Raw genomic sequence first — 23,114 nt, 5'->3', positions numbered from 1 at the left:
GCCGCGGAGCGCCAAGCCAGGCGCTGCGGTTTCCTGAACAGGAGAGCGCCCATGATATCCGAGATCCAGGTCCACACCATCGCGCGCCAGATGCTGGAAAAACATGGTTTCGCTGCGATTGCGAAGGCCGCCGAGCAGGCGCAGGCCTGTGAGGGCCGCGGCGAGGCCGATGAGGCCAAGGAGTGGCGTCACATCGAGGACGCCATGAAGATCATCCGCGGCCCGCACCAGAGCTGATCCGCGGCCAGCGCGCTCAGCGCTCCCCGCGGTCGGCGCCGGGCTGCGTAGTGCGATTTTGTGTCTGCGGCTGGGGACGCTCGCCTGTCTCTTTGCAGGGCAGCGGTTCCCACGAGCCGTCGGGTGCTTGCTGGTAAGCACTGCAGGATGACGAGGTGGATTTTTCCTCGCCTTTCTGGGCATCGGAGTTCTTCGCCAGGGCGGGCGCGGTCAGCACAGCGGCGGCCGCAAATGCGCCGGCGAAAACAAAATGGATACTCCGCATGTGGGCTCTCCTGTTCGAATTCGAAGAGGCCGCATGGTGTCGAGGATTATGACGATAGTTGGCCGCCGCGACGGTTCCGCCGCAGCGTGCTTAACGCGGCGAGAGAGCGCCTAGCCGCCCTTGCTGCGGATCAGGCCGGCGAGGTTGGTCTTCTGGGCCTCGCACCAGCCGGGCATGCCGAGGCGGCGCTGGTCCATGTCGGTCGCCTGGGTCGCGACCGCGACCTCGGCCATCAAATCGTCGTCCTGCTTCTCGCCCATCTTGCCGCCGGTGTGCATCCAGGCGATCGCCTTGCGCACCTTCTCGGTGGTGCCGTCCGGCAGCTGCATCTGCTGCGCCTTCTGCACGAGGTCCTGATAGACGAGATCGGTGTTCGGACATTCCACCTTGGCGGCGAAGGCCTGCAAGACCATCGTCACATAGGTCGAGCGTGCACGGTCCGCCGCTTGGGCCGGCGCGGCGAGCAGTAACAGACCTGCGATCAGGAAACCGGTGCGCATCCTTGGTATCTCCTCCGTTTTTTTGGAGGCTAGCGTCCGGCAAGCCACTCCGCAATGGTGCCGGGACGTATTTGTCGCTCCCCGGTGCGGTGCGCTATCGTCATCCCGTCCTGGCCACGGAGAGCGACATGAGCCTGTTGAGCACGCCGTTCGACCCCGCACGCGACACGGCCCTCGTCACCGGCGCAGGCAACGGCATCGGCCGCGCGATTGCGCAGGCGCTGGTCGGCGAGGGCGTTCGGACCGTGTTCGCCGATGTGAGCCTGGAACGGGTGAATGCGGCGATCGGCGCGAGCAGCAGGCCTGAACTGGCGGTGCCGTGGGTCGGCGATCTCGCCAGGTCAGACGCTTGCGATGCCCTGCTGGCCGCCGCAGAGGGGATCGGTGGGGTGACGCATTTCGTGCACAGCGCATCGCCGCCGCGGCGGGAGGTCGATCATGCGCTCGCGGTCGACCGCAAGACCTGGCAGGAGATGCATGCCGTCAATCTCGATGCCGGATTCCATCTGGCGCGCGGGCTGGCAAAACGGCTGATCGCGGCGAAACGGCCGGGCTCGTTCCTGTTTCTCACCTCGCTGCACGCGGGCACGCCGCGCAACCTGCCGCATTATTCGACGGCGAAGGCGGGGATGGCGATGCTGGTGAAGGAGCTCGCGAAGACGCTCGGGCGTCACGACATCCGCGTCAACGCGCTGGTGCCCGGCGCGATCGCGGCGGGCGGGTTCGTTGCCGATGCCTCGCTGGCGAAGCACATTCCGCTCGGGCGTCTCGGCGAGGCCAAGGACCTCGCGCCGATGGCGCTTGCGGTGCTGTCGAACAAGCTCTCGGGTTACGTCACCGGCGCCGCCTTCGTCGTCGACGGCGGATTGTCGCTGACGAACTGGTTCGAGCCGCCGGAGCTGGACGACTAAAGCCCCGTTCCGATGACTCGGAACGATGCTTTTGAGTCACGGTTCGACGCGCTTTTTGCGCGAACCGGTTTCCAAATCGCTCGAAAACGCTGCGGCCTAGCGTCGCCAGGCCGGCACGGGATCGAGCGGCGTGCGATAGACCTCGTTGTGATCGCGATCGGTGACGCGCACCGCGCAACCCTTCCGTTGCAGCTCCGGCTTCACCTGCGACAGCTCGGTAGCCAATTGAACGGCGCGATCGGAAGCGACCTCGATGTCTTCGAGGATGATTCCACCCTGGTTCTTGAACTCTTCACCAACCACGAGATCGAAGGAATAGTAGGGCATTCGATTTCCCCGGTGTGACGACGTGAGCTTCAGTGGAAGTCTCAACACATCCCGGATGATACCACTGAGTCGATATTTTCGAATGAACAGGTCGCGCAATCTCTGTGCTTATGGCGCAGAAATCATGTGCAGCATTCGTGTGCGTTAAGATTTTATTAATTATGTCGACGTGATCATAAGGCATGGAATTGCAGCAGAACCGGGCTCCGGGAACCGGCAGCTGCAAGAGAAGGCCGGCGGCATAAATCCCGACGGCCTTTTCTCTTGACGGAAGACGATCGAAATATCGGTCTCCGTAATTGCCCGGACTCAACGCGTCGCATCGACTCGGACAGCTTGGACGACGTCGCGACAGCGACGCTGCGTCGGCGCCTGATCTAGCGCAGCGGCATCGGCGGACGCACGACAGGTCCGTCGTCATCGGCAACGGCTTGCGTCGTGGCGACCGGTGCTGCCGTCGGCGCGACCGCGGCAGCCTGCGAAGGTGCAGGCGGCGCGGGCGAATAGGCCGGCATGTAGGTTTGCGACACGACCGGCTTCGGCTTGCGAACCGGAGGCGCCGGAGATCGCGGCGGGAGCGTGGACACGCGCGCGCGCGGATCGACCGGCTTGGCCTCAGCCACCGGCTTTGGCGCGGGTGGTTTTGCCATCTCGCGCGCCATCTGCTCCTGCCCGGCCTTCAGCTCGGCAATGTTGGCCTTGAGCGATTCGATCTGCTGCGCCATCGCTGCGAGGTCGCGCGTCATCGATTGGACCGATTGCGCGGGATCGGGCTGTGTAGGCGCTGCTGCTGCAACCTGAACCGGAGGTGGCGTCGCAGGTTGAGCAGGTTGATCGGCCGCTTGATCCGTTGCGGCTGGCTCCGCGGGCGGCGCGGCCTGCGCGGCCGTGACCGGCGCGGCGGGCATCGGCGCCGCCGTTTGCGATGTCGAAGGCAGCAGCGAGGTCAACGCAGTCAATGCTGGTTTCCATTCGGCAAGGATCTGCCTGGCCGTGTCGCCATGTTTCTCCCAGGCGACAGTGGCGGCCGCGCTTCCGCCCGCAAACAAGATCATAACGAACGCGCCGCGCAGCCATTTGCCGGCGGAGGATCGCTTCTGCCGGCGACCATCGCTGGCGGCGACGCGCACGGCGGTGTCGACCGAAGGCGCTGCCGTCTGCGGCTCCAGGACGGGACTGAATTTCGGCTCCGGATTAATGGTGCGCTCCGGCGCGAACTTCGGATCTATTTTCGGCTCTGGACGGGTTGCGATCTCAGGGGCTAACGCGGGCGCACCACTGATGGGGCGCGAAGCCAGCACCATGTCGGGTGAAATCTCAACGGCGTCGTGCGGATCGTTGTCCTTGACCGTGTCCTTCACGATCTCATCGACGATTTGCCTAGAGTTCAGCGTCGCGAGCATCGCAGCTCCTTTGAAGTCCGAGTGTTTAAAGTATGGGCGTCCGCATTGGCGCGAGCCGATCTGTCGAGGTGAACCCATCCCAAATCCGATGAGTCCGCACGATGACCCACGAGTCCAGCCGGGTTTGACCAAAGCAAGGCGAGGGGATGGAGACTGTGCGACGGTTCTTCGCCGTTTGTGGTGATGGAACCATGCCAGTCGAACACGGGCACGTGTTCCGCATTGCCTTTTTTTCAGCACGATTTGGGCAGCATCTGGCGTCGCTGGGAGCGCAACTATCCGCTATCGGGGGGCCGGTGGTGCCAAAATCTCTAATCGTATTGTTCGTCATGGCCATGCTTCCGCTCGCCGGCTGCATGCAGACGACGCTTTCTCCATCGACGGACGCGAGCATGACGCCGCGCGACCGGCAGTTGCTTGCGCACACGCCCTACGCGCAGGCGAACGTGCCTGAGCAATATCTCCGTCATATCGTCGACTATCCGCGCAAGGAGCAGCCGGGCACGATCCTGGTCGATACCGATGCGCGCTACCTCTATTTCGTGCTGCCCGAAGGCAAGGCGATCCGCTACGGCGTCGCGGTCGGCGAGGAAGCCATGGCCTTCTCCGGCGTCGCGCGCGTCGGCCGTCTGGCGGAATGGCCCGACTGGGTTCCGACAGCGGAGATCCAGGCGCGGCTCGGACCGTATCCGGCGCGCGTCGCCGGTGGCCCCGCCAATCCGCTGGGCGCGCGGGGCATCTATCTCTACCTCGGCAACAAGGACACGCTCTACCGTATCCACGGCACCAACCAGCCGGAATATATCGGGCAGGCGATCTCGTCCGGCTGCATCCGGATGCGCAACGAGGACGTGATCGATCTGTTCGACCGGGTGAAGCTGAATGCCACGGTGGTGGTGTTGCCGCCCGGGCAGAATGCACGGGTCGACGCGGGGTCTAGCTGGCGCGGCTAAGCGCAGTGCGATCGGTCATTCCACTGCTCACGAGGCTTTCGTCGTGGGCAGGGGTGCCGGTTGAGACCTAGTTCTCAGGCCGGGCAACGCGCCATTGCAGCGTCGTGGCATTGCCGTTGGTATCGCCTGGCGCCTTGTCGGCCGGCGAGGTGTAGAGCGGACGATAGCGGTACGCCCACATCTTGCTGCCGTCGTTGCGGCTGATCACGGTGAAGTCGCCGATGGCCTTGGCGTCGACCGTAGCGGATAACGGTACCCAGCTCTCGGTGCACTTGCCGTTGCAGTTCGACGTCTTGCCGGTGGTGTCGCGCTCGTAAGTATAGAGCGTCATGCCCTTGAGGTCGACGAGCGTGGGACCCTGCTTGGTCAGGATCACCTTCGCCGGTGCGGTCGTGGCCTCGGGCTTCGGCGGAGCAGGGTCGCCACCGCCATGGCCGTTGGCAAGCGCAGGACCGGCCGAGAGCGCGATGGCCGTCGCCGCAATGAGGAACCTGAACATCCGAAACTCCCGAGCGGCAAAGTAAATCGCGCGTTAAACGCCGAATGTTGCCGACCCTAGCAGCCGAAGGTTAGTTCCAGGTTTCGCGGCACTGCGACAATTACGGATGGAAATACGGGGTTCATGCCTCCAGCTCGCGCAGCGGGGCGCGGCTGAGCTCGTTGCCGGCGGCAATGGCCTTGCGCAGCAGCCGCATCAGCTCGTCACTTTCCTTCGCGCTGAGGCCGCGCAGCATGACGCGCTGGGCGGATTCCACCGCCGGAGTGATCTTGCGCAGCGTGCGTCGACCCTCGTCGGTGATCTCGAGCTCGCGGGCGCGGCGGTCGCGGCTGGAGGCGCGGCGCTCGGCAAGGCCTTTCTGGACGAGGCGGTCGATGACCCCGGTGATGGTGGTGCGGTCGTAGGCAATCAATCCTGCGAGCGTCACCTGGTCGAGCCCCGGATTGGCCTTGATGGTCGCAAGTGCCGCGTATTGCACCGGCGTCAGGTCGAAACCGGCTTCGCCGACCTCGGCCAGAAACACCGCCACCGCGATCTGCTGGAACCGGCGCGCCAGATGCCCGGGCATGTCGTTGTTGTCTTTCACCGAATTCTCCGTTGCGGCAGGGAAGGCGCGGATCGTTGACAAGTATACTGATAGTCAGCATACTGAGCAATATCGAAGAAGACGTTGACGGGAGAGGTGCTCATGCAATTCCATCTCAATGGATTTCAGCCGGGCGATCCTGAAATCGCCGATCCTGCCGAACGCATTCTGGCTTCGGGCGCAGTTGGGGCCGTGCCTGACGAGGTCGACGTCCTCATCGTCGGCTGCGGCCCTGCGGGCCTGACGCTCGCGGCCCAGCTTGCGCAATTCGGCGACATCAAGACCTGCATCGTCGAGCAGAAGCCGGGCCGTTTGCTGGTCGGGCAGGCCGACGGCATCGCCTGCCGCACCATGGAGATGTTCCACGCCTATGGGTTTAGCGCGCGCGTGCTGAAGGAAGCCTATTGGGTTAACGAGACTACGTTCTGGAAGCCGGACGAACGGAAGCCCGAGACGATCGTCCGCAGCGGGCGTGTGCAGGATGTCGAGGACGGGCTGTCTGAATTCCCGCATGTCATCCTCAACCAGGCGCGCATCCATGACGGCTTTCTCGATGTCATGCGCAAAGCTCCGGCCAAGCTCGAGCCCTATTACAGCCGCCGCCTGCTCGATCTCGTGGTTGATCCGGCGGCGGGTCCCGCCAACCATGCCGTGACGGTGCGCCTCGAACGTGCCGATGCCGGCAATGAGGGGAAGGTGGAGACGATCAGGGCGCGCTACGTCGTCGGCTGCGACGGCGCGCGCAGCACGGTGCGCAGATCGATCGGCCGCGAGCTGCATGGCGATTCCGCCAACCACGCCTGGGGCGTGATGGACGTGCTGGCGGTGACCGATTTTCCCGACATCCGCTTCAAGGCCCTGATCCAGTCGGCGAAGGACGGCAGCCTGCTGATCATTCCGCGCGAAGGCGGCTACATGGTCCGCCTCTATGTCGAGCTCGCAAAGCTCGATGTCGGCGAGCGCGTCGCCAATCGAAACATCACCGCCGATGACGTGATCGCGAAAGCGCGGCGGATCCTGAAGCCGCACACGTTGGATGTGAAGGAGATCGCCTGGTGGTCGGTCTACGAGATCGGCCAGCGCCTGACCGACAAGTTCGACGACGTTCCGGAGGCCGAGATCGCCTCGCGCCTCCCGCGCATCTTCATCGCCGGCGATGCCTGCCATACCCACAGCCCGAAGGCGGGGCAGGGCATGAACGTCTCGATGCAGGACGCTTTCAATCTCGGCTGGAAGCTCGCCGCCGTCCTCCGGGGGCAGTGTGCACCGGGCCTCTTGCATTCCTATTCGGCCGAGCGCCAGGCGGTGGCGAAGGAGCTGATCGATTTCGACCGCGAATGGGCGGGCATTCTCGCCTCCGCCGCCAAGGCCGGTGGTGCCGATGCGGCCAGGACGCAGGACTATTTCGTCAGGCACGGGCGCTATACCGCGGGCACGGCGACGCATTACCGGCCGTCGCCCCTCACTGGCGCGACATCACACCAGCATCTTGCCGAAGGCCTCGTCATCGGCACGCGCTTCCATTCCGCGCCGGTGATCCGGCTTGCGGACGCCAAGCCGGTGCATCTCGGCCATGCCGCGCAGGCCGATGGCCGCTTCCGCGTCTACGCGTTTTCGCCCGCGGAGGATCCCGCCGCCGCGGGATCGGCGATCCGCGCGCTGTGTGATTTTCTCGCAGAGGCCCGTGAATCGCCGGTCCGTCGCCATACGCCCGCTGGAGCCGACATCGACAGCGTGATCGACCTGCGTGCCGTCTTCCAGCAGGATCATCGCGCGCTCGCCGTGGAGGCGATGCCGGCGCTGCTGCTGCCGCGCAAGGGGCGACACGGCTTGATCGACTACGAGAAGATGTTCTGTCCGGACCTCAAGAGCGGCCAGGACGTTTTCACCATGCGCGGTATCGATCGGAGGGCTGGCTGCATCGTCGTGGTGCGCCCCGACCAATATGTCGCGCAGGTTCTTCCGATCGACGCTTTTTCTGCGCTCGCGGCGTACTTCGACGCGTTCATGCTGCAAGCGAGCTGACGCTCAAACAGCCCTGGCGTTGCCAACGAAAGCCCGGTCCTCGCGCCGGGCTTTCCGTTTGGTTCGAGTCAGGTTCCCGGCTTGTCCAATTTAAGAAAGTTCTTCGCGGGCAGATTTCATCGATCGTAATATGTGTACTCAAAGCTGTAAGCATCCACTCGGGGCAGCGGGGCAACGGGAGGATGACGATGAGACAGAGCCAGGCGGAGACGCGCCGCCAAAATGTCGCGAAGCGGTCGATGACCAAGGAGGCCAAACAACTGTCCAGCCTGATCGCCGGGCTGCGCAAATCCCTCGACGGGATTCACAAGGAGCGGACGAGCACGAAGCTCACCGGTGCCGAGATGGGCATGCTCGACGAGCGCCGCAACAACCTGTTGCTGACCATCGCAGCGTTGGACGACCGTCTCTCGGCGGTGCAGGGGCTGATCGATCTCGGCCGTCCCCATATCATCCGGGTCCACTGACCGGATCGCGATCCCCTAACGGTTCCGTCGCGGCGGCGATGGGCCCGGGCCCGGTGGCCGGCTCCGCAGGGCATAAGGGTTGGCGTAGCACTGGGCGGACTGCCCGGAAGCAGTCGCGGCGCACTGCGCGATCGACGTGAAACTGCAATCGATGCTGCTGCCGTCGATGGTGTAGATCTCGATGCAGACGGGATAGCGCGGATCGTAGGTCTGCGCCCGCGCAGGTGCGGTGGCAAGCAGCGCCACGCCAGGCAAGCCCGCGACAAGCAGAATCGCATTTCTGATGCTGCGCACGATCAATCTCCGTCGCTCAGTTGGAACCAGGGCACAATGCTGCCGTCGATGGCACCAAATTGCCACGCTCCCGGCGAATTGCCGCCAAAGCCCGCTGCCACGAGGGAGCGGGTGCAGGACGACGCAAGGGGATGCGCATTGGCCTATAAGATGGTCGCAGAACGCGACAATGAGAAGTGCAGTTTTGCCCGCGAGAGCCGGTTGCTCATCGTGGCGAAGGCAAAAGTATGGGCGAGCGAGGGATGGAAGGTCGTCATCACCGACCCGGACGGCAAGGCCTACACTCCGCCCGAATTCGATCAGCTATCGGCGGCGTGACCGCGCGACGGGGCCGATTCTTCTTTTGACGCGTTTTCTTTACGCGAACCGGAATCCACTTCGCTCGAAAACGCTCTAGGGGACGACATTGATTTCGCTGTTTCGACCGGGGCGCGACGTGATCGCGCCCCTGGTGACTCTCGCAGCCGCGGCGCTGACGGTGACGGTCGCGTCCGCGCAAAATCTCGATGCCGGCAAGCCGGCCGCAAAGCTCTTCGCGGACGGCTGCGCGACCTGCCATCGCAGCCCGCGGGGATTGGCGAAAGGGCGCTTCAGCCTGACGCTCGCCTGGTTCCTGAAGGACCATTACGCAACCAGCCCCGACTCCGCCAAGGCGCTCGCCGCCTATCTGGTGTCCGTCGACGAACCGCCGCCGCGCGCGGCGGCCAAGTCCGGTGCAAAGCCGGCCAAATCCGCGCCGCGTCCGCCCAAGGCAGTGCAGAGCCAATAGCTGTCGTTCCGGTTATCCGCGCCGATAGGTCTGTGCGATCAGGCGGTCGTGCACGGCACGCAAGTCCGCGCCCATGCGCGTCTGTCCCGTCGTGATGTAGGACAGCCAGGCGCCGTCGGCGGCGAGGCGCACAACGTGGAGTTCGGGCGCCGCATCGGTCGTACGGTGACGCTTCAGGCGCGCCTTCATCCAGTCGTTCCAGAGCCGGCGCAGGGACGGATCGGTGACGACGACCATGCTCAGCGCCGCCCAGGGCGTCGCAAAGCCGAAGGCCTTGCCGGTGAAGACCGCATTGACATAGGCCCGCGTAAAGCTGCCGCGCGGCTTCGGGTCCGTTTCGATAGCGGCGTCGATCTCGGCATCGACGCGGCCGAGGAGATCGGCGAACAGGCCCTCGATCAGCGCCTGCTTGCTGCCGAAATGATGAAACAGCCCGCCCTTGGTGACGCCGGCCGCCGCCGCCACCGCCTGCACCGTGATCCCCGATACGCCGTGATCCATGGCGATCGCCGCGGCATGGTCGAGCAGGGCGCGCCGGACCTGCTCGGGCTGCTTGGCGCGGGTGTAGGCGCTGGCCGGCATCAATGCGCCGTCGTCTGCGAGAACAGGTTGATGACCACGACCCCTGACACGATCAGTCCGATGCCGACGAAGGCCGCGGCGTCCAGCATCTGGCGGAACAGCACGAAGGAGACGGTCGCAGTCAGAATAATGCCGACGCCGCCCCAGATCGCATAGGCGATGCTCAACGGAATGACCCGGATCGCCACCGACAGCGCGTAGAAGGAGGCGACGTAGAACAGCACCATGGCCAGCGTCGGCCATGGCCGCGTGAACTGCGCGGACTGTTGCAGGAAGGCGGACGCGGTCACCTCGAAGACGATGGCGAGGGCAAGCGCCGCGTAGGCATTGAAGGCGGAGGTCATGGCGAGCTCAGATGTGGCGCGCGAAAGATACCGCGCGGTAGGTATGTTTAGCACGCGGAACATGGCTTTTGGCGGGTGAAGGTATCACGTGTGAGTGACGAGCCTGCGACAGGCCGGAGCCTGTTGGCAGCGGTTTGCCGGAGTTTTGGCTGTTTCGCCGAAAAGACGAAGCCGCCGCGCGATAGATCGCACGACGGCTCGGAGTGTCGATTTTATGCGGCGTCAGCTGATCCGCACGGAGAGCTCGACGTCTTCGGCGAAGGGCGTGGACATGTAGCCGCTTGCGGGCCTGCGTACGCGCGCGAGATAGTCGGGGCTGTCGTCGGCATTGTCGGCGACGATGATCGCGCCCGGCTTGAGATGGCCTTCGACCAGATCCAGGATCTCCGGGTAGAGCGCCTTGGCGCCGTCGAGCAGCACGAGGTCGATCGTGTCGGGCAGATCGGCGCTGAGCGTCTTCAGCGCATCGCCCTCGCGGATTTCGACGAGATCGATCAGCCCACCAGCCGAAAGATTGTCCCGTGCCCGTGCCGCCTTGGACGGCTCGAACTCGCTGGTGATGAGACGGCCGCCGCCATTGTCGCGCAAGCCTGCGGCAAGGTGCAGGGTCGAGATGCCGAACGAGGTCCCGAACTCGACAATCGCCTTGGCGCGCGAACTGCGCGCCAGCATGTAGAGCAGGTGACCCGTCTCGCGCGAGACCGCGAGCGGTGCGTCCTTCAAGCGTCCGTAGAGGTCGCGGTAATCGGTCTTGCTCAGCATCATCCGCGCCCGGTCTGCGTCGGACAAATCGGCGACGGCGGCGTGTGTCGCGCCCCTGGCTGCTTCGGCCTCGTCAAACAGGCGATCCAGCAGCGGCGCAAGCGTTGTGATGTTCGGGGTGGTCATTTGATGTCTCCGGCGTTCGCAAAGAAGCGCGTGCTTGCGCGGGGGAAGAAATACGACTAATTCGTCGCGTTTCCTATTCGCATTGCCCGAGCACGCCATGGCCGACCGCCGAAGCCGTTCAATTTCCTCACGAAAACAGCCGCAACAGGCCCGATCGAGCGGGCTGGTGGCCGCGATTCTGGATGCCGCTGTTCAGGTCCTGGCCAAGGAGGGAGCGCAACGTTTCACCACGGCGCGGGTGGCGGAGCGGGCCGGTGTGAGCGTCGGATCGCTCTACCAATATTTTCCGAACAAGGCGGCGATTCTGTTCCGTCTCCAGAGCGATGAGTGGCGGAGCACAAGCGAGCTTCTGCGCGGCATTTTGGCGGACCCGACGAAGCCGCCGCCGACGCGGCTGCGCGCGCTGGTCCATGCCTTCATTCGTTCCGAGTGCGAGGAGGCCGCCATCCGCGTCGCGCTCAGTGACGCTGCACCGCTGTATCGCGACGCGCCCGAGGCGCAGGACGCCCGGGCAGCCGGCGAGGGGATCGTCGCCGCGTTCATGCGGGAGGCGCTGCCGAAAGCCTCGGATACGACGCGTATCCTTGCCGGCGAGCTGATCACGGCGACGCTGAGCGAGGTCGGCAAGAGTTTTTCGGAAGAGACGCGGAGCGAGACGGAGATCGCAGCCTATGCCAATGCCATGGCCGATATGTTCTGCGCCTATCTTGCGACGTTGGCGCGGCGCTGAGGCATTGCTGACATCGACGTTTGCGGGCCGATTATTCTTCAGATTTTGCAGGGTCATGGGTTAGCCTTCGCTCGCCGTCCCATATTCGAGCCATCGAGCGCCGCGCCATGCATCTGCTTCGTCCCCAGTTTCGCATCGAGGAGCAGCGCGCGCTGGAATTTGCCGGGCAACGCGGCTTCGGCATGATCGTCGCGGCGGACGAGCAAGGTCCGCGCGCCTCGCATGTGCCGTTCGTGCTGGGCGAGCGCAACGGGCAGGTGATCGTGCAGATCCATTTCACGGCCAAGAATCCGCTCGTTGCGCTTGCGGACGGCACGCGGCGCTTCCTGCTGATCGTTGCCGGCGACGACGCCTACATCTCCAACGACTGGTACTCTTCGCGCGACAATGTCTCGACCTGGCTCTACGAGGCCGTGCACCTGTCGGGCGTGGCGCATCTGCGCGAACTGGACGAGAACCGCGGGCATGGCGATGCGCTGCTTGCGGTGTCCGAGGCGCGGTTGTCGAAGCAGCCCTGGGACCTCGCGCAAATGGAGCCGGGCAAGCGCGAGAGCATGCTGGCTGCGATCCGGGTCGTCGATCTCGTGGTCGACACCGTCGAGGGGCAGGCCAAGCTCAATCAGCACAAGAGCGATGCGGACCATGTCGCGATCGCTGACCGGCTGGCGCGGTCGGAGGAGACGGGGCACCGGCGGCTGGCGCGGAAGATGCAGGCGCTGCGGCCGGGGCTGGGGTATGAGATGCTCTAAACTTGTAGCCCGGATGGAGCGCAGCGTAATCCGGGATTCATGCCGCGATCTGAGAACCCCGGATTACGCTTCGCTCCATCCGGGCTACGCGAGCCGTTCCTGCTACGCTTGCTTCGCTCAGCATTTGATCTTACGGACCTCTCAATGCTCGTCATCTCCATTCAAAGCCAGGTGGTTCACGGCCATGTCGGCAACAGCGCGGCGGCCTTTGCCATGCAGGCGGAGGGCGTGAACGTCGCGGCGGTGCCGACGACGCTGCTGTCGAACCATCCGCGTTATCCGACGTTGCGCGGGCGGGTGCTGGAGACCGAGCTCGTCGCCGATCTCCTGAAAGGCGTCGAGGAGCGCGACCTCGTCGACGAGGCCGCGGTGCTGGTCACCGGCTATCTCGGCTCCCCCGGCAATGCGGCGGTGATCGCCGACTTCGTCGAGCGGGCGCTGACGCGGAATTCGAAGCTGGTCTATCTCTGCGATCCCGTGATCGGCGATGACGGCCGCGTCTATGTTGCCGACGGCATTCTGGACGTGGTGCAGCACCGGCTGCTGCCGGCCGCCAACCTGACCACGCCGAACCAGTTCGAGCTCGAGCTGCTGTCGGGCGTCACGATCGCGGACACTCAGAGCCTGCGCACGGCCTGCGCGGCGCTGGCGGGGCAACGTCGCATCGATGTCGTCGCTACCGGCTGCACGCTCGCTGACACGGCAGAAGGGCAGGTGGAGACGATCCTGTGCGCCGACGGCCAGCTGTCGCGCTTTGCGACGCCGCGGTTGCCGATCCGCCCTTCAGGCACCGGCGATCTCCTTACCGGCCTGATTGCGGCGCATCTGGCCAAGGGCAAGGCGATGCAGGCGGCCGTACGGCTCGCGGTCGAAACCATCTTTGCGGTGCTGGTGCGCACGCAAGACGCAGGCACCGCCGAGATGCGCCTCGTACCGCTGCCGATCCTCGGGCGGAAGCCGTAACAGGGTCAGGTCGCGCGCTTGCCGGCCGATTGCGCCGACTTCTGCGGCTTGGCCAAACTCTTCTGCTCGCGTGCGGCGTGTGTCTTTCGCAGCTTTGCGTGAGCCGCGGCCCGCATCACCTTCTTGGACCTCACGTTGGCCGCTTCCTTGCGGTCTCCCGTGCCGCGCTTGGAGATGTATTCCTGGCCGTCGACCGGGCCGACATGCGGCGGATCGCGGCCGAGATAGGGCCGGCCGATGCCGAATGCCTTGCCGTTGGCGTCGACCCACTTCCACAGGATTTCGGTCGAGACCCAGCGCTGCGCGCGGTTGTTGCCCTGGGTGCTGACGATGTCGGCCGCCATGCCGTGGCCGTAGCCACCGCGCGTGCTGCCGCCATGATAGGAGCGATCGGAAGCGGCCTTCAGGCCGCTCGCGATCGACTGGCGGTAGTCGTCGCGGAACGCGCTGGTGATGCCCGGCGACAGGCCGGCGGACTCGGCTGCGAGCAGCATGCGAAACAGCTTTCGCTTGAAGCTCTTGTCCATGCCGCCGATGACGTAATCCATCATCGGCATGCTGGCGCGCTCGGCCGCTTTCGGATCCTTCCAGCCAAAATCCTGATCGACCAGCTTTGTGAAGCTGCGCATCACCGTGACCATCTTGCCCCTGCGCTTGACGGTAACGGCGCGGCGGTCCTCGACCTTGATCGAGTCCTCCTTGGCCGTGCGCTGGTAGAGCGCCCAGAGGTAGCGGTCGATGCAGGCGTCCATGACAAAGCACTCATCGAGCACGGCGACTGTGTCGGCCGGAGGCGAGGGCTTGCTCGCAGCAGGCGCTGGGCCGGTCGCGATCGCTGCGGGCGACAGCGCATCTGTCGTCACGATCTCGGTGGGATCGGCGGATGCGAGCTTGATCGCGGGCTCCGGCGCCGCTGCGGCTTCTGCTGGCGCAGCCTCGCTGAGGACGGGCGCCGGTTCAGGCGAAATCTGTAGCGCCGGCGGCGCTTCCGCCGGCAAGATCAGCGCCGGATCGGCCGAGGCGAGCTTGATGACGGCGGCGGGCATCTCGGCTGTTGCGGCCTCGGGGGCCGGATCCGGATTCGGTGTCGCAGCGACAGCGGCCGCGATATCGGCGGTCAGGGCGACGCCATCCTCGATGGCCGCAGCATGCGGGACGTCGGCGAGCTCGAGCCGGCCAAGATCTTTCGCGCGCGACACGGCGGAAGCATTGGCGCTGCTTTTTTCGATGAGGGCCGGAGCGTAGGCGGACAGGGAGAGCGCCAGCCAGCCGGCGAGAACGGCCGAGGGGCACGAGACCGCCACCAGAAGAGACCGCCGATCATTCATGATCCCTGCCTCCAAACGGTTCTGTTCGAACCAATCTTGCACAGCCAGGCACGTGACGCGTCAATTGTTCGGAGGATGGTGTGGCGGCGCAATGGCGCAAAGAGGCGAAATGGGGCTTTTCGGGCGGGTGTTGCCGAGGTGCAACGCGAGTTCCCTGCGGTTTGAGGGGCGGCAAGTGGCTGAAAAGCGCCAGCCATTCATTGTCATCAAATTGAAGGGGTTGAATTTACTCAATCTTGGATTGCGGCTTGGTATCTCTCCCGTGCCAGCAACGTGCGGTAGAGTTGGAAGGGATGCGAGTTGTGAAATTGAAATGCCTGTTGACCGAATTTGCCGCCGATGAATCCGGCGCCACCGCGATCGAATACGGCTTGATTGCAGCTGGTATCGCGCTGGCGATCATCGAGATCATCTATGCGCTCGGCACCAATCTCGTCGCAAAGCTGCAATCGCTGGCGACGGCGTTGAAATAGGCCGCGTGGACGCGGGGCATGTGCTCGGTACCTGACCGCCGCCCATAAAAGTGTCATGTCGCGTCTGGCAGGGCTTTGACCAAGCGCTTGTGCGCATTAAACATATTGCCATGCAGCGGGCGCGCTGTTGCAATGCAACGGAGCATGTCGCAATGCAGCAAAACGCGCTTAAATGTGCTCCGAACCTTCCACTCAGGAGCATCACCAATGAACAAGAAGACTCTGTCGATCGCCGCCGCCATCCTGACGATCGCGGGCAGCACCGCGGCTTTCGCCGCCGAGCTGCCGACCTATGAGGCCAACGGTTTTCCGGTCTCCCCCCTGCAGGTGCGCGTGCTTGGTGCAGCGCATGTCGAGCAGCAGGCAACCGTGCCGACCACGGTCGCTTCGGTCCACCAAGCCCGCGTGCTGACGCCGCGCAAGGTCAAGACCGCGGATGTCACGACGGGCACGGCCCGCTGATCTCAATCGCTTGAAGACATGAAACAGGCTCGTCTCCTCCCGAGCCTGCGCGGACCGCGTTCTCTTTCGGGAGCGCGGTCTTTTTTTGAGAGGCGAGCCGTGATTTGGCGCGGCCGTGCGCGGGTTGAGAAAGCTGCGGCAAGAAACATCGCCGCCGCGCGCCGATTGTGGACGGCCGTTCAAGACGCGTGTGATCTCTTTAATAGTTGCTTTGCAGATCGCGGCGCCTGATGCGGGCGCCGCTCATTGGCGGCCAAAAATCGTTTTCATAATGGAGGGCGTCATGCCCGTTGCGCAGAAAGCCGTTATTGCCACCACCTCGCCGCGCGCGTTCATTCTCAGACATCTTGCATTGTTCGCAGCCGCCGCGCTGTTCGTGTTCGTGCTGAGCCTGACCTATGGGCTCGATCTCAGCCCCGGATTTTTCTGAGCGAACTTGCGCAGCTCGATTCGGGCTACGCATGCTTCGATGAGCGCAGACTGGACGGCGATCTTCCATAGAGCTCGGCGAACGCGGCGTTGAATCTCCGCAGGCTGCCGAAGCCGGCCTGAAACGCGATGTCGGTCATGGTGTGTTCGCCGGCATCGAGCAGGCGTTTTGCGCGCTGGACGCGCAGCGTCTTGGCGAGCTGCTGCGGCGTCGCGCCGACATGGCGTTCGAACAAGCGCGCCAGGTGACGCGAGGAGATGCCGAGCCGCATCGCGAGCGTCACCACCGAATCTTCATCGAGTGCGCCCTCGTTGATCAGCTTCACCGCGCGCGCGACCGTCGAACGCGTGCCGTTCCAGGCCGGGCAGAATGGCGCGGTTTCGGGACGGCAGCGCAGGCAGGGCCGGAAGCCAGAGGCTTCGGCCGCGGCCGCCGTCGGGTAATAGACGACGTTGCGCGTCAGCGGCTGCTTGGCCGGACAGACCGGGCGGCAATAGATGCCCGTGGTCTTCACCGCGGTGAAGAAGCGGCCGTCATAGCGGGGATCCCTGCGCAGGCGCGCGGCGTTGCAGTCGTCAAAACTCAGCATGACCGGATGATAGCGCATGCCTGCGCGGGCGGAAGGGCCGCGGGATGACCGAGTCCGATTTTGGCGAGCCGCAACGCGCATGGCGGCCTAGAAGCCAGCCCTCGATGCAAGCCCCCTCAATGCCAGTTCTGGAGCGCGCCGTGACCAGCCCGAAAGACATCGTCCTCAACGCCTGGAAGACCTTTTCGTCGCGCGATGCCGGCCGCATCGCCGCACTGTTCACCGACGATGCCGAATGGATCGCGCCGAAGGGCAACGCCACCGCCGTCGCGCTCGATCACACCGATCACATGGTGGGCGCGCAAGCGATCGCGCGCTTCATCGCGCAGGAGATGCACAGGATGTTTTCCGAGATCGATATCGCCTTCCGCAGCGTCTACGCCGACGGCGATGTCGTGATCGTGGAAGAGCGGATGCGTGCCACGCTTGCGGGCGGCAAGCCCTACGACAACGACTATTGCTTCGTGTTCACGGTGGCCGGGGACCGCATTCGCGAGGTGCGGGAATACATGGACACGCGCAAGGGATGGCGGATGGTGTTCGGCGAGGAGGCCTGACGATTGGATACGCTCCATCCGGGCTACGGAATCTCGCCGCGTGCCAGACCTGCAACGGCGTGGGTTGAGGCGGCTCACGCACTGACATAAGGCTTGCCCATGGATCAGCGAACGAGCGGCGCTGACGCTCTCATTCAGAAGAACGATGCGGCGCCGGCGTTGCTCGGCGTCGTCTGCGGCCTGTCGGCTGCGCTGTTCTGGGCGCTGGGCTTTGCCGGCACGCGGCACGGGCTCAAGGTCGGTTTCACCCCGGTCGATCTGCTCGTGCATCGCTATGTCTGGTCGGGCATCGCGTTCCTGCCGCTGGTCGCGCGCGCCGGCATCGGTGATCTCTGCGGCATCGGCTGGGGCAGGGGCCTTGTGCTGATGGTGCTCGGCGGTCCCGTGATGTCGCTGATCTCCTACACCGGATTCCTGTTCGTGCCGCTCGGCCACGGCAGCGTGATCCAGCCCTCCTGCGCGACGCTCGGCGGCCTCCTGCTCGCGGCAGTCGTGCTGAAGGAGCACATCTCCGCCTCGCGCCTTGCCGGCGCCCTGGTCATCGTCGGCGGCCTCTGCGTGATCGGCGCCGAATCGATCGGCCATATTGGGTCCGACGGCGTGCTCGGCGATCTGATCTTCGTGCTCACCGGATTCATGTTCGCCGGTTTTGGCGCGCTGCTGCGGCACTGGCGCGTCTCCGCCGTGTCGGCCGCGCTCGTCATCAACGTGCTGTCGCTGCTGCTGTTGCCGATCTATCTCGCCACCGTCGGTCTCGCCCATGTTGCGGCGATCGGCGTGACCGAGAATGGCATTCAGGCGCTGGCGCAGGGCGTGCTCGCCGGCCCCGCCGCGCTTTATCTGTTCGCCGTCTCGGTCCAGCGCCTCGGCGTCGCCCGCGCCGCCGTGATCCCGGCCTGCGTGCCGGCGCTGACGCTCCTGGTCGGCTGGCTGCTGCTCGGCGAGCCGCCGACGATGTTGCAGGTGGCGGGTCTGGTCACGGTGCTGTGCGGGTTCTATCTGGCGCAGCGGCAGCGGTGATCGACTAACCTGGAGCGGAACCGAAGTCCGGGACCGAAAGGTGCGGCAACATTCCGGATTATGCGTCCACTCCGTCCGGGTTACGCTGCCCGTCATGACCATCCTGCTCAACATCGACGTTCCCGACGCAGCGCAAGCGACCACCTTCTACACCGCCGCCTTCGGCCTGACGGTCGGCCGCCGCTTTGGCACCGACTTCGTCGAGCTGCTGGGCTGGCCCGCGCCGCTGTATCTTCTGACCAAGCAGGCCGGCACGCCGGGCGCGGGCAGCGACCGCCGGCGCTACGAGCGGCACTGGACGCCGCTGCATATCGACGTCGTTGTCGACGATGTCGATGCCGCCGTCGCGCGCGCACTTGCCGCCGGTGCGATCCTCGAGGCGCCTGCGCGCGATGCGCCGTATGGACGGATCGCGATGCTGGCCGATCCGTTCGGGCACGGGTTTTGTCTGCTGGCGTTCAGCGCGAAGGGGTATGACGCGCTGCTGGAGGAATAGCTCGAGCGGACGCGGCGGCTCAGGCCTTCTTCACGAACTCCGATTTCAAATTCATCGCGCCGATGCCGTCGATCTTGCAGGCGATGTTGTGGCCGTCGGTGGCGTCCTGGAGGCGGATGTTCCTGACCTTGGTGCCGCCCTTGACGACCGACGACGACCCCTTGACCTTGAGGTCCTTCATCACGATGACGCTGTCGCCATCGGCGAGCGCATTACCATGCGCATCGCGCACCCCGGCCTCCTGCGGAGCCGGCGCGGCCGCATCGCCCCCAGCGCGCCATTCATGGGCGCATTCCGGACAGACCCAGAGATCGCGGTCCTGATAGGCGTGCTCGGACTGGCAGTTCGGGCATTTCATCGGTTCGGTCATTGCTTGCCTCGTCACCCCCTAGAGCCTTTGCTCCAGGTTTTTGTTTTGGCGCGTTTTCTTTACGAAAACCGGTATCCACTTGGCTCGAAAACGCTCTCACGGGCGCGCCGCACGCATTCCGCCGGAAAAGATGGATTGGGAGCAAATCCTTTACCATGGCGTCCGGTCCCGGTTGAAGTGCCGGAGCCTTAGGAGTTCGGGAAAAATTCCGCGGTATCCATGTCCTGATCATACGGATGCGTCGGCTACGCCGTTCGACGCTGCCGCAAGCTTTGGGAGTCCAGGTCATGAGCGAGCATCGTGCCGCTGCCAGACATCAGACGTTGCGAACCGGGATTGTCGAGTTCGACAACGGCACCGGCAGCCTCATCAGCGTGCCCTGCACGATCCGCGATGTCTCCGGCACCGGCGCCCGCCTGCAGCTCAACTCGTCGCTATGGGTCGCCGAGCAGTTCACGCTGGTCTTCAGCAGCGGACTGCGCAAGGACTGCCGGGTCGCCTGGCGCAAGGGGAGACTGATCGGCAGCGCGTTCGCCGAGGGTTATGCGAGCCCGGACGAACAGGCCGTCATGATGACCGCGGACGAGCAGTCCCGGCACCGGCTCGGGATCGGCGCGCGCGTCAGAGCGGCGCGCGAGACCCGCGGCTATACCGAAGTCCAGCTCGCCGAGCGCATCGGCGTCACGCCCGCCTTCCTGGCGCTGGCCGAGAACGGCGAGGCGGACATTCCGCTCTACCAGCTGATGCACATCGCCGATTTGCTGATGGTCGGCCTCGACGGGCTCGTGGCAGGTCCGGCGCCTGAGGACGTCGACGCGTAGGGGGCACACCTCGCGGAACTGCGCGGCCAACAAAAATGTCGAAAACAACCCCATGCACAGTAGAAAACACGCATGATTTCAGGGGGGCTGCGAGACCGAATTTTGTGTTGATCCGTCGGCAAGCCAGGTCGTTGCTTGCCTCGCATCGATTTCGGTGATCCCGAATAAAATTTGACTCGTCGGGCAAAACAGGGGCACTATGGCATGGTGGCGCCGGTGCGACGGACAGGTGCGTCGCCGGGGCCGCGGGGCGACATGCCGAAAAAACCGAAAAGCGAAGCGACAAGAAAACCGCAAAGAAAACTGAAGACCTACCAGACCTCGCTCGGCTTCTACGACCAGGCGGTCGCCGCACCCTCGATGAAGGCGGCGCTCGAGGCCTGGGGCGCCAGCTCCAACCTCTTCCATCAGGGCGCCGCGAAGGAGACCGACGACCCCGACATCGTCGCGGCGACCATGGCAAGCCCGGGCGTCGTGCTCCGGCGCCCGGTCGGCTCCGGCGGCCCGTTCACCGAGAGCGCCGCGCTGCCGACCGATCTCGCCGACGATGAGGCCAAGCCAAAATCCAAATCCAACTCCAAGTCCAAGCCCGAGTCCAAATCCAAGTCGAAGCAGCGTCCGGCCGAGGGCGTAACAAAACAGTCACGCGAGATTGACGATCAGGACGCGCGCAAAGCCGCTGCGGCGTTCGAGAAGGAAGAGCGGCGGCGAGACGCCGAGCGACGCAAGGAAGAGGCCGCCCTCGCCAAGGAGCGCGCGCGCCGCGACAAGGCGGTCGCCACGGCCCAGGCGGCGTTGGACAATGCGAGGCGGCGGTACGATGCGAAGGCGGAGGCGATCGAAGCCGAGCGGGCCGCGCTCGACGAACGCGCCGAGGCCGAGCAGGGCCGGTGGGACAAGCAAAGGAAAAAGCTGGAGGAGGCTCTGCGCCGCGCGCGCACGTAGCGCGAGCGAATTTAGCTTGCCTTGCCTTGCGTCCTTTTGCACTCTTCCAGGGAAGGAGACCAACGCATGAAGATCATCACCGCCGCGTGTGCGCTCGGAACGGCCCTGGTGCTGTGCAACCTCGGGATATCAGGCGCTGAGGCCCGGACGCGGAAGGCCCAGGTGGTTCGCGAACCACAGCAGAGGCTTATCGTCACCGCGCCCGTGCTCAGGCCAACGCCGTGGGATTACTACATTGTTCCACGATATCGTTATCGCCCTGAGGACGACCGGGTCGATCCGAACGGCCCGCCCTATGTGTCGTCATGGGTCCGCTATGAGGGATGGCGGTGGCCGTACTGGTGGTAGAGGCCATCGACGGACGCGGAGCGGAATAGACGAGAAGCGAAGCCCATCGATAGCTGTCGCGGCACGATGGGTTTCGCAGGCGCTCCACTCATCCTGCGCGCTGCTCCTCGAGGCATCCCCGAGACGTGCTATGCTCCTGGGCGGGAGGAATCAGCATGAGAGTCCCCACCGCGATACTCGCCCTGCTTCTTTCAAGCCCGGCCGCCGCCCAGGAGTGCCAGACATGCTCAATGGCCGACGCCTGCATGAAGGAGTACTCTAAGGCGACGTTGGAGGCCCAAAGGGCCACGAAGCAAGCAATCCGGGACTGGAAGCAGAATCTGGACCGAAAGGCCTCCGCCGAATTGTCCAGCAGGGGCATACTCGCATTGCAGGACGCGATGGAGGCGCAGGTTCGTTCCGAGCTGGAGCGGCTGAAGGAGTGCCTGGCGAAGATCAGGTAGGGCGCAAGCGCGCGGCGGAAAGCACCCGCATATAGGGACGGGTTGAGCCTTTGCCAAAACGCATGATCTTCGTGGCTGGCAAGGCACTGGTTGCGCCTTCTTCGCGGCAAGCCTCGTATAAGCGCGCGTTGGGAAAGCGATGAGTGTTGGAAGGATATCAACGCGCCTCAAAGCGCCGGCCAGCCCGCTGAAGCACGCGCCCTCGCGACTATGAATGTCTAGGCTGGTGCACTGCGCTTCGCGCAGCCGCAGGCAAACCCACCCTACGGGTCATCCGCCGATAGTCGCAGGAACTGCCGCTTCATCGCGTTGACCCTGGCGATATAGCTTGCAACCGAGTGATCGCCGCAGCGTTCGTCGGCGATCATCTGAAATTTGCGGCGCGCGTAGGCTGTGGCGGGACCGGCGCCGCAGAGATGGATGAAGGCGGCCAGATCCTGCTTCTGCTGCGCGTTCGCCTTCACATCGCCCGCGCGGGCGAGAACGTCGGCCACGTTGCGGTCCAGATACACCGATGCCAGCTCGATGGCGTGGCTCGGGATCGCGCGGGTGTAGAGGCCCGTGAACCCGCAGCCGGTCTCCGTGACCGCGTTGCCGCGGACACAGAACCGTGCGGCGTCGGCGTAGGCGGGATCGGTCATCTGGTAGAGGCCGACGGCGCTGGAGGCGGGCCGGTAGATCGCGAGCGGATTGAGGCTCAATCGCCAGCGCCAGTAGGTGCGCGCCACCGGATTGCCCGAACTCTCGACCTGCGCCAGCGCCGCCAGCAATTCCGGCGTGATCGTCGCGGTGGAAAAGCTTCGGAACAGCGGCCCGTACTGCCGCCAGTTCTCGGCCGGCTCCTTGTCGAGCGCGTTGCCGACGAAGACGAACAGCTCGGTCGGCTTGCGGATGACGTGATAGACGATGTTCAGAAGCGCAGCGACCGCAAGCAGGATCGCCACGCTGCCTGCGATCCGAACCATCCGCGGTGCGCGCGCGAACCTCTTTCGCATCCACCGGGCGCCTCGCCGGACGCTGCGAAGGCGGGGGAGGCGGCGTTTGCTTTTTCGTGGCATGGGTCTGGTGGGAGCGCGTGGATGAGTTGAGGCTTTGCGAAATCCATCACCTGACGGGGTCGATGGGGATCGATCCGCTCCACCCATCCTATGGATCGTGTGGGGGTATCACTGCAACGATTCGTCCCTGTCCTCTGAGAGTTGGGTGCACCGTCACCGCAAATTCGAACCGCAACTATGAGAGGTTGAGCGTTGATGACATCCATCATCGCTGCGTGCCGCGGCGGAAACTGCACAAAAATGGCAAAGCTGCGACTGTCAACGACATATCTGATTAGAAGG

At 64.7% G+C, this 23,114-nt stretch carries 34 protein-coding genes; 20 read left to right on the top strand and 14 right to left on the bottom strand.

Annotated features, from left to right (window positions below; translation table 11 throughout):
- Nucleotides 1-51 precede the first annotated feature (51 nt).
- Complete coding sequence (locus ABIB99_RS33325; protein WP_028161169.1) at nucleotides 52-237, top strand: hypothetical protein; 186 nt, start codon at nucleotides 52-54, stop codon at nucleotides 235-237.
- 16 nt (nucleotides 238-253) lie between these two features.
- Here the strand turns inward: ABIB99_RS33325 and ABIB99_RS33320 are convergent, their stop codons facing one another.
- Both ABIB99_RS33320 and ABIB99_RS33315 read right to left on the bottom strand, forming a co-directional pair.
- On the bottom strand, nucleotides 254-502 hold the full coding sequence (locus tag ABIB99_RS33320) for a hypothetical protein (RefSeq protein WP_231144930.1): 249 nt from the start codon (nucleotides 500-502) through the stop codon (nucleotides 254-256).
- A 110-nt stretch (nucleotides 503-612) separates the two neighbouring features.
- Nucleotides 613-1,002 (bottom strand): hypothetical protein, encoded by a 390-nt coding sequence (locus ABIB99_RS33315; RefSeq protein WP_063983589.1) that lies wholly within the window; start codon nucleotides 1,000-1,002, stop codon nucleotides 613-615.
- A 128-nt stretch (nucleotides 1,003-1,130) separates the two neighbouring features.
- Between ABIB99_RS33315 and ABIB99_RS33310 the strand changes: the two genes are divergently transcribed.
- Nucleotides 1,131-1,913, top strand: a complete 783-nt coding sequence (locus ABIB99_RS33310; RefSeq protein ID WP_354179623.1) for an SDR family NAD(P)-dependent oxidoreductase — start codon at nucleotides 1,131-1,133, stop codon at nucleotides 1,911-1,913.
- Between the two features lie 96 nt (nucleotides 1,914-2,009).
- Here ABIB99_RS33310 and ABIB99_RS33305 read toward each other — a convergent pair whose 3' ends face one another.
- On the bottom strand, nucleotides 2,010-2,240 hold the full coding sequence (locus ABIB99_RS33305) for a DUF6894 family protein (protein ID WP_027530842.1): 231 nt from the start codon (nucleotides 2,238-2,240) through the stop codon (nucleotides 2,010-2,012).
- A 377-nt stretch (nucleotides 2,241-2,617) separates the two neighbouring features.
- Entirely contained in the window at nucleotides 2,618-3,643 is a 1,026-nt protein-coding gene (locus tag ABIB99_RS33300) for a hypothetical protein (RefSeq protein WP_354179685.1), read from the bottom strand.
- A 335-nt stretch (nucleotides 3,644-3,978) separates the two neighbouring features.
- Between ABIB99_RS33300 and ABIB99_RS33295 the strand changes: the two genes are divergently transcribed.
- Entirely contained in the window at nucleotides 3,979-4,596 is a 618-nt protein-coding gene (locus tag ABIB99_RS33295) for a L,D-transpeptidase (protein ID WP_166105773.1), read from the top strand.
- A gap of 67 nt (nucleotides 4,597-4,663) precedes the next feature.
- Here ABIB99_RS33295 and ABIB99_RS33290 read toward each other — a convergent pair whose 3' ends face one another.
- The gene (locus ABIB99_RS33290) at nucleotides 4,664-5,095 is read right to left on the bottom strand and encodes a COG4315 family predicted lipoprotein (RefSeq protein WP_354179621.1); all 432 of its coding nucleotides are present in this window, start codon (nucleotides 5,093-5,095) and stop codon (nucleotides 4,664-4,666) included.
- A 121-nt stretch (nucleotides 5,096-5,216) separates the two neighbouring features.
- Complete coding sequence (locus ABIB99_RS33285) at nucleotides 5,217-5,681, bottom strand: MarR family winged helix-turn-helix transcriptional regulator (RefSeq protein WP_354179619.1); 465 nt, start codon at nucleotides 5,679-5,681, stop codon at nucleotides 5,217-5,219.
- Between the two features lie 102 nt (nucleotides 5,682-5,783).
- Here ABIB99_RS33285 and ABIB99_RS33280 point away from each other — a divergent pair, with 102 nt between their 5' ends.
- Nucleotides 5,784-7,706, top strand: coding sequence for an FAD-binding monooxygenase (locus ABIB99_RS33280; protein WP_354179617.1), 1,923 nt, complete (start codon nucleotides 5,784-5,786; stop codon nucleotides 7,704-7,706).
- Nucleotides 7,707-7,945: 239 nt separating this feature from the next.
- Nucleotides 7,946-8,173, top strand: a complete 228-nt coding sequence (locus ABIB99_RS33275; RefSeq protein ID WP_224580733.1) for a hypothetical protein — start codon at nucleotides 7,946-7,948, stop codon at nucleotides 8,171-8,173.
- A 15-nt stretch (nucleotides 8,174-8,188) separates the two neighbouring features.
- Here the strand turns inward: ABIB99_RS33275 and ABIB99_RS33270 are convergent, their stop codons facing one another.
- Nucleotides 8,189-8,467, bottom strand: a complete 279-nt coding sequence (locus ABIB99_RS33270) for a DUF3551 domain-containing protein (protein WP_176400468.1) — start codon at nucleotides 8,465-8,467, stop codon at nucleotides 8,189-8,191.
- A gap of 36 nt (nucleotides 8,468-8,503) precedes the next feature.
- On the opposite strand from ABIB99_RS33270, the gene ABIB99_RS33265 reads away from it, so the two are divergent.
- Together ABIB99_RS33265 and ABIB99_RS33260 are read left to right on the top strand one after the other, a co-directional pair.
- Nucleotides 8,504-8,785, top strand: a complete 282-nt coding sequence (locus ABIB99_RS33265; RefSeq protein ID WP_354179614.1) for a hypothetical protein — start codon at nucleotides 8,504-8,506, stop codon at nucleotides 8,783-8,785.
- 88 nt (nucleotides 8,786-8,873) lie between these two features.
- The gene (locus tag ABIB99_RS33260) at nucleotides 8,874-9,236 is read left to right on the top strand and encodes a hypothetical protein (RefSeq protein WP_166353032.1); all 363 of its coding nucleotides are present in this window, start codon (nucleotides 8,874-8,876) and stop codon (nucleotides 9,234-9,236) included.
- 12 nt (nucleotides 9,237-9,248) lie between these two features.
- Here the strand turns inward: ABIB99_RS33260 and ABIB99_RS33255 are convergent, their stop codons facing one another.
- The 3 genes from ABIB99_RS33255 to ABIB99_RS33245 all read right to left on the bottom strand — a co-directional run bounded on the left by ABIB99_RS33255 (nucleotide 9,249) and on the right by ABIB99_RS33245 (nucleotide 11,050).
- The gene (locus tag ABIB99_RS33255; protein ID WP_063983584.1) at nucleotides 9,249-9,818 is read right to left on the bottom strand and encodes a TetR/AcrR family transcriptional regulator; all 570 of its coding nucleotides are present in this window, start codon (nucleotides 9,816-9,818) and stop codon (nucleotides 9,249-9,251) included.
- Nucleotides 9,818-10,162, bottom strand: coding sequence for a DMT family transporter (locus tag ABIB99_RS33250; RefSeq protein WP_014495640.1), 345 nt, complete (start codon nucleotides 10,160-10,162; stop codon nucleotides 9,818-9,820). Before ABIB99_RS33250 ends, ABIB99_RS33255 begins: the two co-directional genes overlap by 1 nt.
- Nucleotides 10,163-10,384: 222 nt before the next feature.
- Nucleotides 10,385-11,050 (bottom strand): O-methyltransferase, encoded by a 666-nt coding sequence (locus ABIB99_RS33245; protein ID WP_354179611.1) that lies wholly within the window; start codon nucleotides 11,048-11,050, stop codon nucleotides 10,385-10,387.
- Between the two features lie 97 nt (nucleotides 11,051-11,147).
- Here ABIB99_RS33245 and ABIB99_RS33240 point away from each other — a divergent pair, with 97 nt between their 5' ends.
- From ABIB99_RS33240 to pdxY, 3 genes are all read left to right on the top strand, one after another.
- A complete protein-coding gene (locus tag ABIB99_RS33240) occupies nucleotides 11,148-11,780 on the top strand; it encodes a TetR/AcrR family transcriptional regulator (protein ID WP_354179609.1) in 633 nt (210 codons plus the stop codon).
- A 107-nt stretch (nucleotides 11,781-11,887) separates the two neighbouring features.
- Entirely contained in the window at nucleotides 11,888-12,529 is a 642-nt protein-coding gene (locus ABIB99_RS33235) for an FMN-binding negative transcriptional regulator (RefSeq protein ID WP_354179607.1), read from the top strand.
- A 144-nt stretch (nucleotides 12,530-12,673) separates the two neighbouring features.
- The gene (gene pdxY, locus ABIB99_RS33230; RefSeq protein ID WP_354179605.1) at nucleotides 12,674-13,492 is read left to right on the top strand and encodes a pyridoxal kinase; all 819 of its coding nucleotides are present in this window, start codon (nucleotides 12,674-12,676) and stop codon (nucleotides 13,490-13,492) included.
- 5 nt (nucleotides 13,493-13,497) lie between these two features.
- On the opposite strand, the gene ABIB99_RS33225 is transcribed toward pdxY, so the two are convergent.
- Entirely contained in the window at nucleotides 13,498-14,820 is a 1,323-nt protein-coding gene (locus tag ABIB99_RS33225) for a hypothetical protein (RefSeq protein ID WP_354179603.1), read from the bottom strand.
- A gap of 308 nt (nucleotides 14,821-15,128) precedes the next feature.
- Here ABIB99_RS33225 and ABIB99_RS33220 point away from each other — a divergent pair, with 308 nt between their 5' ends.
- From ABIB99_RS33220 to ABIB99_RS33210, 3 genes are all read left to right on the top strand, one after another.
- On the top strand, nucleotides 15,129-15,293 hold the full coding sequence (locus ABIB99_RS33220; RefSeq protein WP_028169565.1) for a Flp family type IVb pilin: 165 nt from the start codon (nucleotides 15,129-15,131) through the stop codon (nucleotides 15,291-15,293).
- Nucleotides 15,294-15,500: 207 nt separating this feature from the next.
- On the top strand, nucleotides 15,501-15,755 hold the full coding sequence (locus ABIB99_RS33215; protein ID WP_028161188.1) for a hypothetical protein: 255 nt from the start codon (nucleotides 15,501-15,503) through the stop codon (nucleotides 15,753-15,755).
- A 283-nt stretch (nucleotides 15,756-16,038) separates the two neighbouring features.
- A complete protein-coding gene (locus tag ABIB99_RS33210) occupies nucleotides 16,039-16,185 on the top strand; it encodes a hypothetical protein (RefSeq protein ID WP_167541704.1) in 147 nt (48 codons plus the stop codon).
- Between the two features lie 25 nt (nucleotides 16,186-16,210).
- Here the strand turns inward: ABIB99_RS33210 and ABIB99_RS33205 are convergent, their stop codons facing one another.
- Nucleotides 16,211-16,792 carry a bifunctional transcriptional activator/DNA repair enzyme AdaA gene (locus tag ABIB99_RS33205; RefSeq protein ID WP_354179600.1) on the bottom strand — a complete coding sequence of 194 codons (582 nt, stop codon included), beginning with the start codon at nucleotides 16,790-16,792 and terminating at the stop codon, nucleotides 16,211-16,213.
- A 122-nt stretch (nucleotides 16,793-16,914) separates the two neighbouring features.
- Between ABIB99_RS33205 and ABIB99_RS33200 the strand changes: the two genes are divergently transcribed.
- The 3 genes from ABIB99_RS33200 to ABIB99_RS33190 all read left to right on the top strand — a co-directional run bounded on the left by ABIB99_RS33200 (nucleotide 16,915) and on the right by ABIB99_RS33190 (nucleotide 18,847).
- Nucleotides 16,915-17,331, top strand: coding sequence for a nuclear transport factor 2 family protein (locus ABIB99_RS33200; RefSeq protein WP_354179598.1), 417 nt, complete (start codon nucleotides 16,915-16,917; stop codon nucleotides 17,329-17,331).
- Between the two features lie 99 nt (nucleotides 17,332-17,430).
- Nucleotides 17,431-18,351: a DMT family transporter gene (locus tag ABIB99_RS33195; RefSeq protein WP_354179596.1), complete on the top strand. Its 921-nt coding sequence runs from the start codon at nucleotides 17,431-17,433 to the stop codon at nucleotides 18,349-18,351.
- A 94-nt stretch (nucleotides 18,352-18,445) separates the two neighbouring features.
- Complete coding sequence (locus ABIB99_RS33190) at nucleotides 18,446-18,847, top strand: VOC family protein (protein WP_354179594.1); 402 nt, start codon at nucleotides 18,446-18,448, stop codon at nucleotides 18,845-18,847.
- 19 nt (nucleotides 18,848-18,866) lie between these two features.
- Here the strand turns inward: ABIB99_RS33190 and ABIB99_RS33185 are convergent, their stop codons facing one another.
- Nucleotides 18,867-19,217 (bottom strand): zinc ribbon domain-containing protein YjdM, encoded by a 351-nt coding sequence (locus tag ABIB99_RS33185; protein WP_354179592.1) that lies wholly within the window; start codon nucleotides 19,215-19,217, stop codon nucleotides 18,867-18,869.
- A 287-nt stretch (nucleotides 19,218-19,504) separates the two neighbouring features.
- Between ABIB99_RS33185 and ABIB99_RS33180 the strand changes: the two genes are divergently transcribed.
- From ABIB99_RS33180 to ABIB99_RS33165, 4 genes are all read left to right on the top strand, one after another.
- Complete coding sequence (locus ABIB99_RS33180) at nucleotides 19,505-20,038, top strand: helix-turn-helix domain-containing protein (protein WP_354179590.1); 534 nt, start codon at nucleotides 19,505-19,507, stop codon at nucleotides 20,036-20,038.
- Nucleotides 20,039-20,293: 255 nt separating this feature from the next.
- The gene (locus ABIB99_RS33175) at nucleotides 20,294-20,983 is read left to right on the top strand and encodes a cell envelope biogenesis protein TolA (protein WP_354179588.1); all 690 of its coding nucleotides are present in this window, start codon (nucleotides 20,294-20,296) and stop codon (nucleotides 20,981-20,983) included.
- A gap of 66 nt (nucleotides 20,984-21,049) precedes the next feature.
- Nucleotides 21,050-21,331, top strand: a complete 282-nt coding sequence (locus ABIB99_RS33170; RefSeq protein WP_071914421.1) for a hypothetical protein — start codon at nucleotides 21,050-21,052, stop codon at nucleotides 21,329-21,331.
- A 155-nt stretch (nucleotides 21,332-21,486) separates the two neighbouring features.
- Nucleotides 21,487-21,774, top strand: a complete 288-nt coding sequence (locus tag ABIB99_RS33165) for a hypothetical protein (protein WP_063983572.1) — start codon at nucleotides 21,487-21,489, stop codon at nucleotides 21,772-21,774.
- A 263-nt stretch (nucleotides 21,775-22,037) separates the two neighbouring features.
- Here the strand turns inward: ABIB99_RS33165 and ABIB99_RS33160 are convergent, their stop codons facing one another.
- Complete coding sequence (locus ABIB99_RS33160; RefSeq protein ID WP_354179585.1) at nucleotides 22,038-22,832, bottom strand: transglycosylase SLT domain-containing protein; 795 nt, start codon at nucleotides 22,830-22,832, stop codon at nucleotides 22,038-22,040.
- Nucleotides 22,833-23,114: the final 282 nt, after the last annotated feature.

Source organism: Bradyrhizobium sp. LA6.1, from assembly GCF_040547805.1.
Classification (GTDB): Bacteria; Pseudomonadota; Alphaproteobacteria; order Rhizobiales; family Xanthobacteraceae; genus Bradyrhizobium; species Bradyrhizobium barranii.
The sequence above is the reverse complement of the archived record's forward strand: the minus strand, read 5'-3'. Positions and strand labels throughout refer to the sequence as shown.

Excerpts from the sequence above, each read along its gene's own strand:
- ABIB99_RS33300 (WP_354179685.1), bottom strand. The coding sequence starts at position 3,643 with ATGCTCGCGACGCTGAACTCTAGGCAAATCGTCGATGAGATCGTGAAG.
- ABIB99_RS33205 (WP_354179600.1), bottom strand. The coding sequence starts at position 16,792 with ATGCGCTATCATCCGGTCATGCTGAGTTTTGACGACTGCAACGCCGCG.
- pdxY (WP_354179605.1), top strand. The coding sequence starts at position 12,674 with ATGCTCGTCATCTCCATTCAAAGCCAGGTGGTTCACGGCCATGTCGGC.
- ABIB99_RS33210 (WP_167541704.1), top strand. The coding sequence starts at position 16,039 with ATGCCCGTTGCGCAGAAAGCCGTTATTGCCACCACCTCGCCGCGCGCG.
- ABIB99_RS33195 (WP_354179596.1), top strand. The coding sequence starts at position 17,431 with ATGGATCAGCGAACGAGCGGCGCTGACGCTCTCATTCAGAAGAACGAT.
- ABIB99_RS33325 (WP_028161169.1), top strand. The coding sequence starts at position 52 with ATGATATCCGAGATCCAGGTCCACACCATCGCGCGCCAGATGCTGGAA.
- ABIB99_RS33295 (WP_166105773.1), top strand. The coding sequence starts at position 3,979 with ATGCTTCCGCTCGCCGGCTGCATGCAGACGACGCTTTCTCCATCGACG.
- ABIB99_RS33235 (WP_354179607.1), top strand. The coding sequence starts at position 11,888 with ATGCATCTGCTTCGTCCCCAGTTTCGCATCGAGGAGCAGCGCGCGCTG.
- ABIB99_RS33280 (WP_354179617.1), top strand. The coding sequence starts at position 5,784 with ATGCAATTCCATCTCAATGGATTTCAGCCGGGCGATCCTGAAATCGCC.
- ABIB99_RS33310 (WP_354179623.1), top strand. The coding sequence starts at position 1,131 with ATGAGCCTGTTGAGCACGCCGTTCGACCCCGCACGCGACACGGCCCTC.
- ABIB99_RS33265 (WP_354179614.1), top strand. The coding sequence starts at position 8,504 with ATGCTGCCGTCGATGGCACCAAATTGCCACGCTCCCGGCGAATTGCCG.
- ABIB99_RS33180 (WP_354179590.1), top strand. The coding sequence starts at position 19,505 with ATGAGCGAGCATCGTGCCGCTGCCAGACATCAGACGTTGCGAACCGGG.
- ABIB99_RS33170 (WP_071914421.1), top strand. The coding sequence starts at position 21,050 with ATGAAGATCATCACCGCCGCGTGTGCGCTCGGAACGGCCCTGGTGCTG.
- ABIB99_RS33255 (WP_063983584.1), bottom strand. The coding sequence starts at position 9,818 with ATGCCGGCCAGCGCCTACACCCGCGCCAAGCAGCCCGAGCAGGTCCGG.
- ABIB99_RS33190 (WP_354179594.1), top strand. The coding sequence starts at position 18,446 with ATGACCATCCTGCTCAACATCGACGTTCCCGACGCAGCGCAAGCGACC.
- ABIB99_RS33275 (WP_224580733.1), top strand. The coding sequence starts at position 7,946 with ATGACCAAGGAGGCCAAACAACTGTCCAGCCTGATCGCCGGGCTGCGC.
- ABIB99_RS33240 (WP_354179609.1), top strand. The coding sequence starts at position 11,148 with ATGGCCGACCGCCGAAGCCGTTCAATTTCCTCACGAAAACAGCCGCAA.
- ABIB99_RS33315 (WP_063983589.1), bottom strand. The coding sequence starts at position 1,002 with ATGCGCACCGGTTTCCTGATCGCAGGTCTGTTACTGCTCGCCGCGCCG.
- ABIB99_RS33160 (WP_354179585.1), bottom strand. The coding sequence starts at position 22,832 with ATGCCACGAAAAAGCAAACGCCGCCTCCCCCGCCTTCGCAGCGTCCGG.
- ABIB99_RS33250 (WP_014495640.1), bottom strand. The coding sequence starts at position 10,162 with ATGACCTCCGCCTTCAATGCCTACGCGGCGCTTGCCCTCGCCATCGTC.
- ABIB99_RS33215 (WP_028161188.1), top strand. The coding sequence starts at position 15,501 with ATGAACAAGAAGACTCTGTCGATCGCCGCCGCCATCCTGACGATCGCG.
- ABIB99_RS33185 (WP_354179592.1), bottom strand. The coding sequence starts at position 19,217 with ATGACCGAACCGATGAAATGCCCGAACTGCCAGTCCGAGCACGCCTAT.
- ABIB99_RS33320 (WP_231144930.1), bottom strand. The coding sequence starts at position 502 with ATGCGGAGTATCCATTTTGTTTTCGCCGGCGCATTTGCGGCCGCCGCT.
- ABIB99_RS33245 (WP_354179611.1), bottom strand. The coding sequence starts at position 11,050 with ATGACCACCCCGAACATCACAACGCTTGCGCCGCTGCTGGATCGCCTG.
- ABIB99_RS33175 (WP_354179588.1), top strand. The coding sequence starts at position 20,294 with ATGCCGAAAAAACCGAAAAGCGAAGCGACAAGAAAACCGCAAAGAAAA.
- ABIB99_RS33290 (WP_354179621.1), bottom strand. The coding sequence starts at position 5,095 with ATGTTCAGGTTCCTCATTGCGGCGACGGCCATCGCGCTCTCGGCCGGT.
- ABIB99_RS33225 (WP_354179603.1), bottom strand. The coding sequence starts at position 14,820 with ATGAATGATCGGCGGTCTCTTCTGGTGGCGGTCTCGTGCCCCTCGGCC.
- ABIB99_RS33305 (WP_027530842.1), bottom strand. The coding sequence starts at position 2,240 with ATGCCCTACTATTCCTTCGATCTCGTGGTTGGTGAAGAGTTCAAGAAC.
- ABIB99_RS33165 (WP_063983572.1), top strand. The coding sequence starts at position 21,487 with ATGAGAGTCCCCACCGCGATACTCGCCCTGCTTCTTTCAAGCCCGGCC.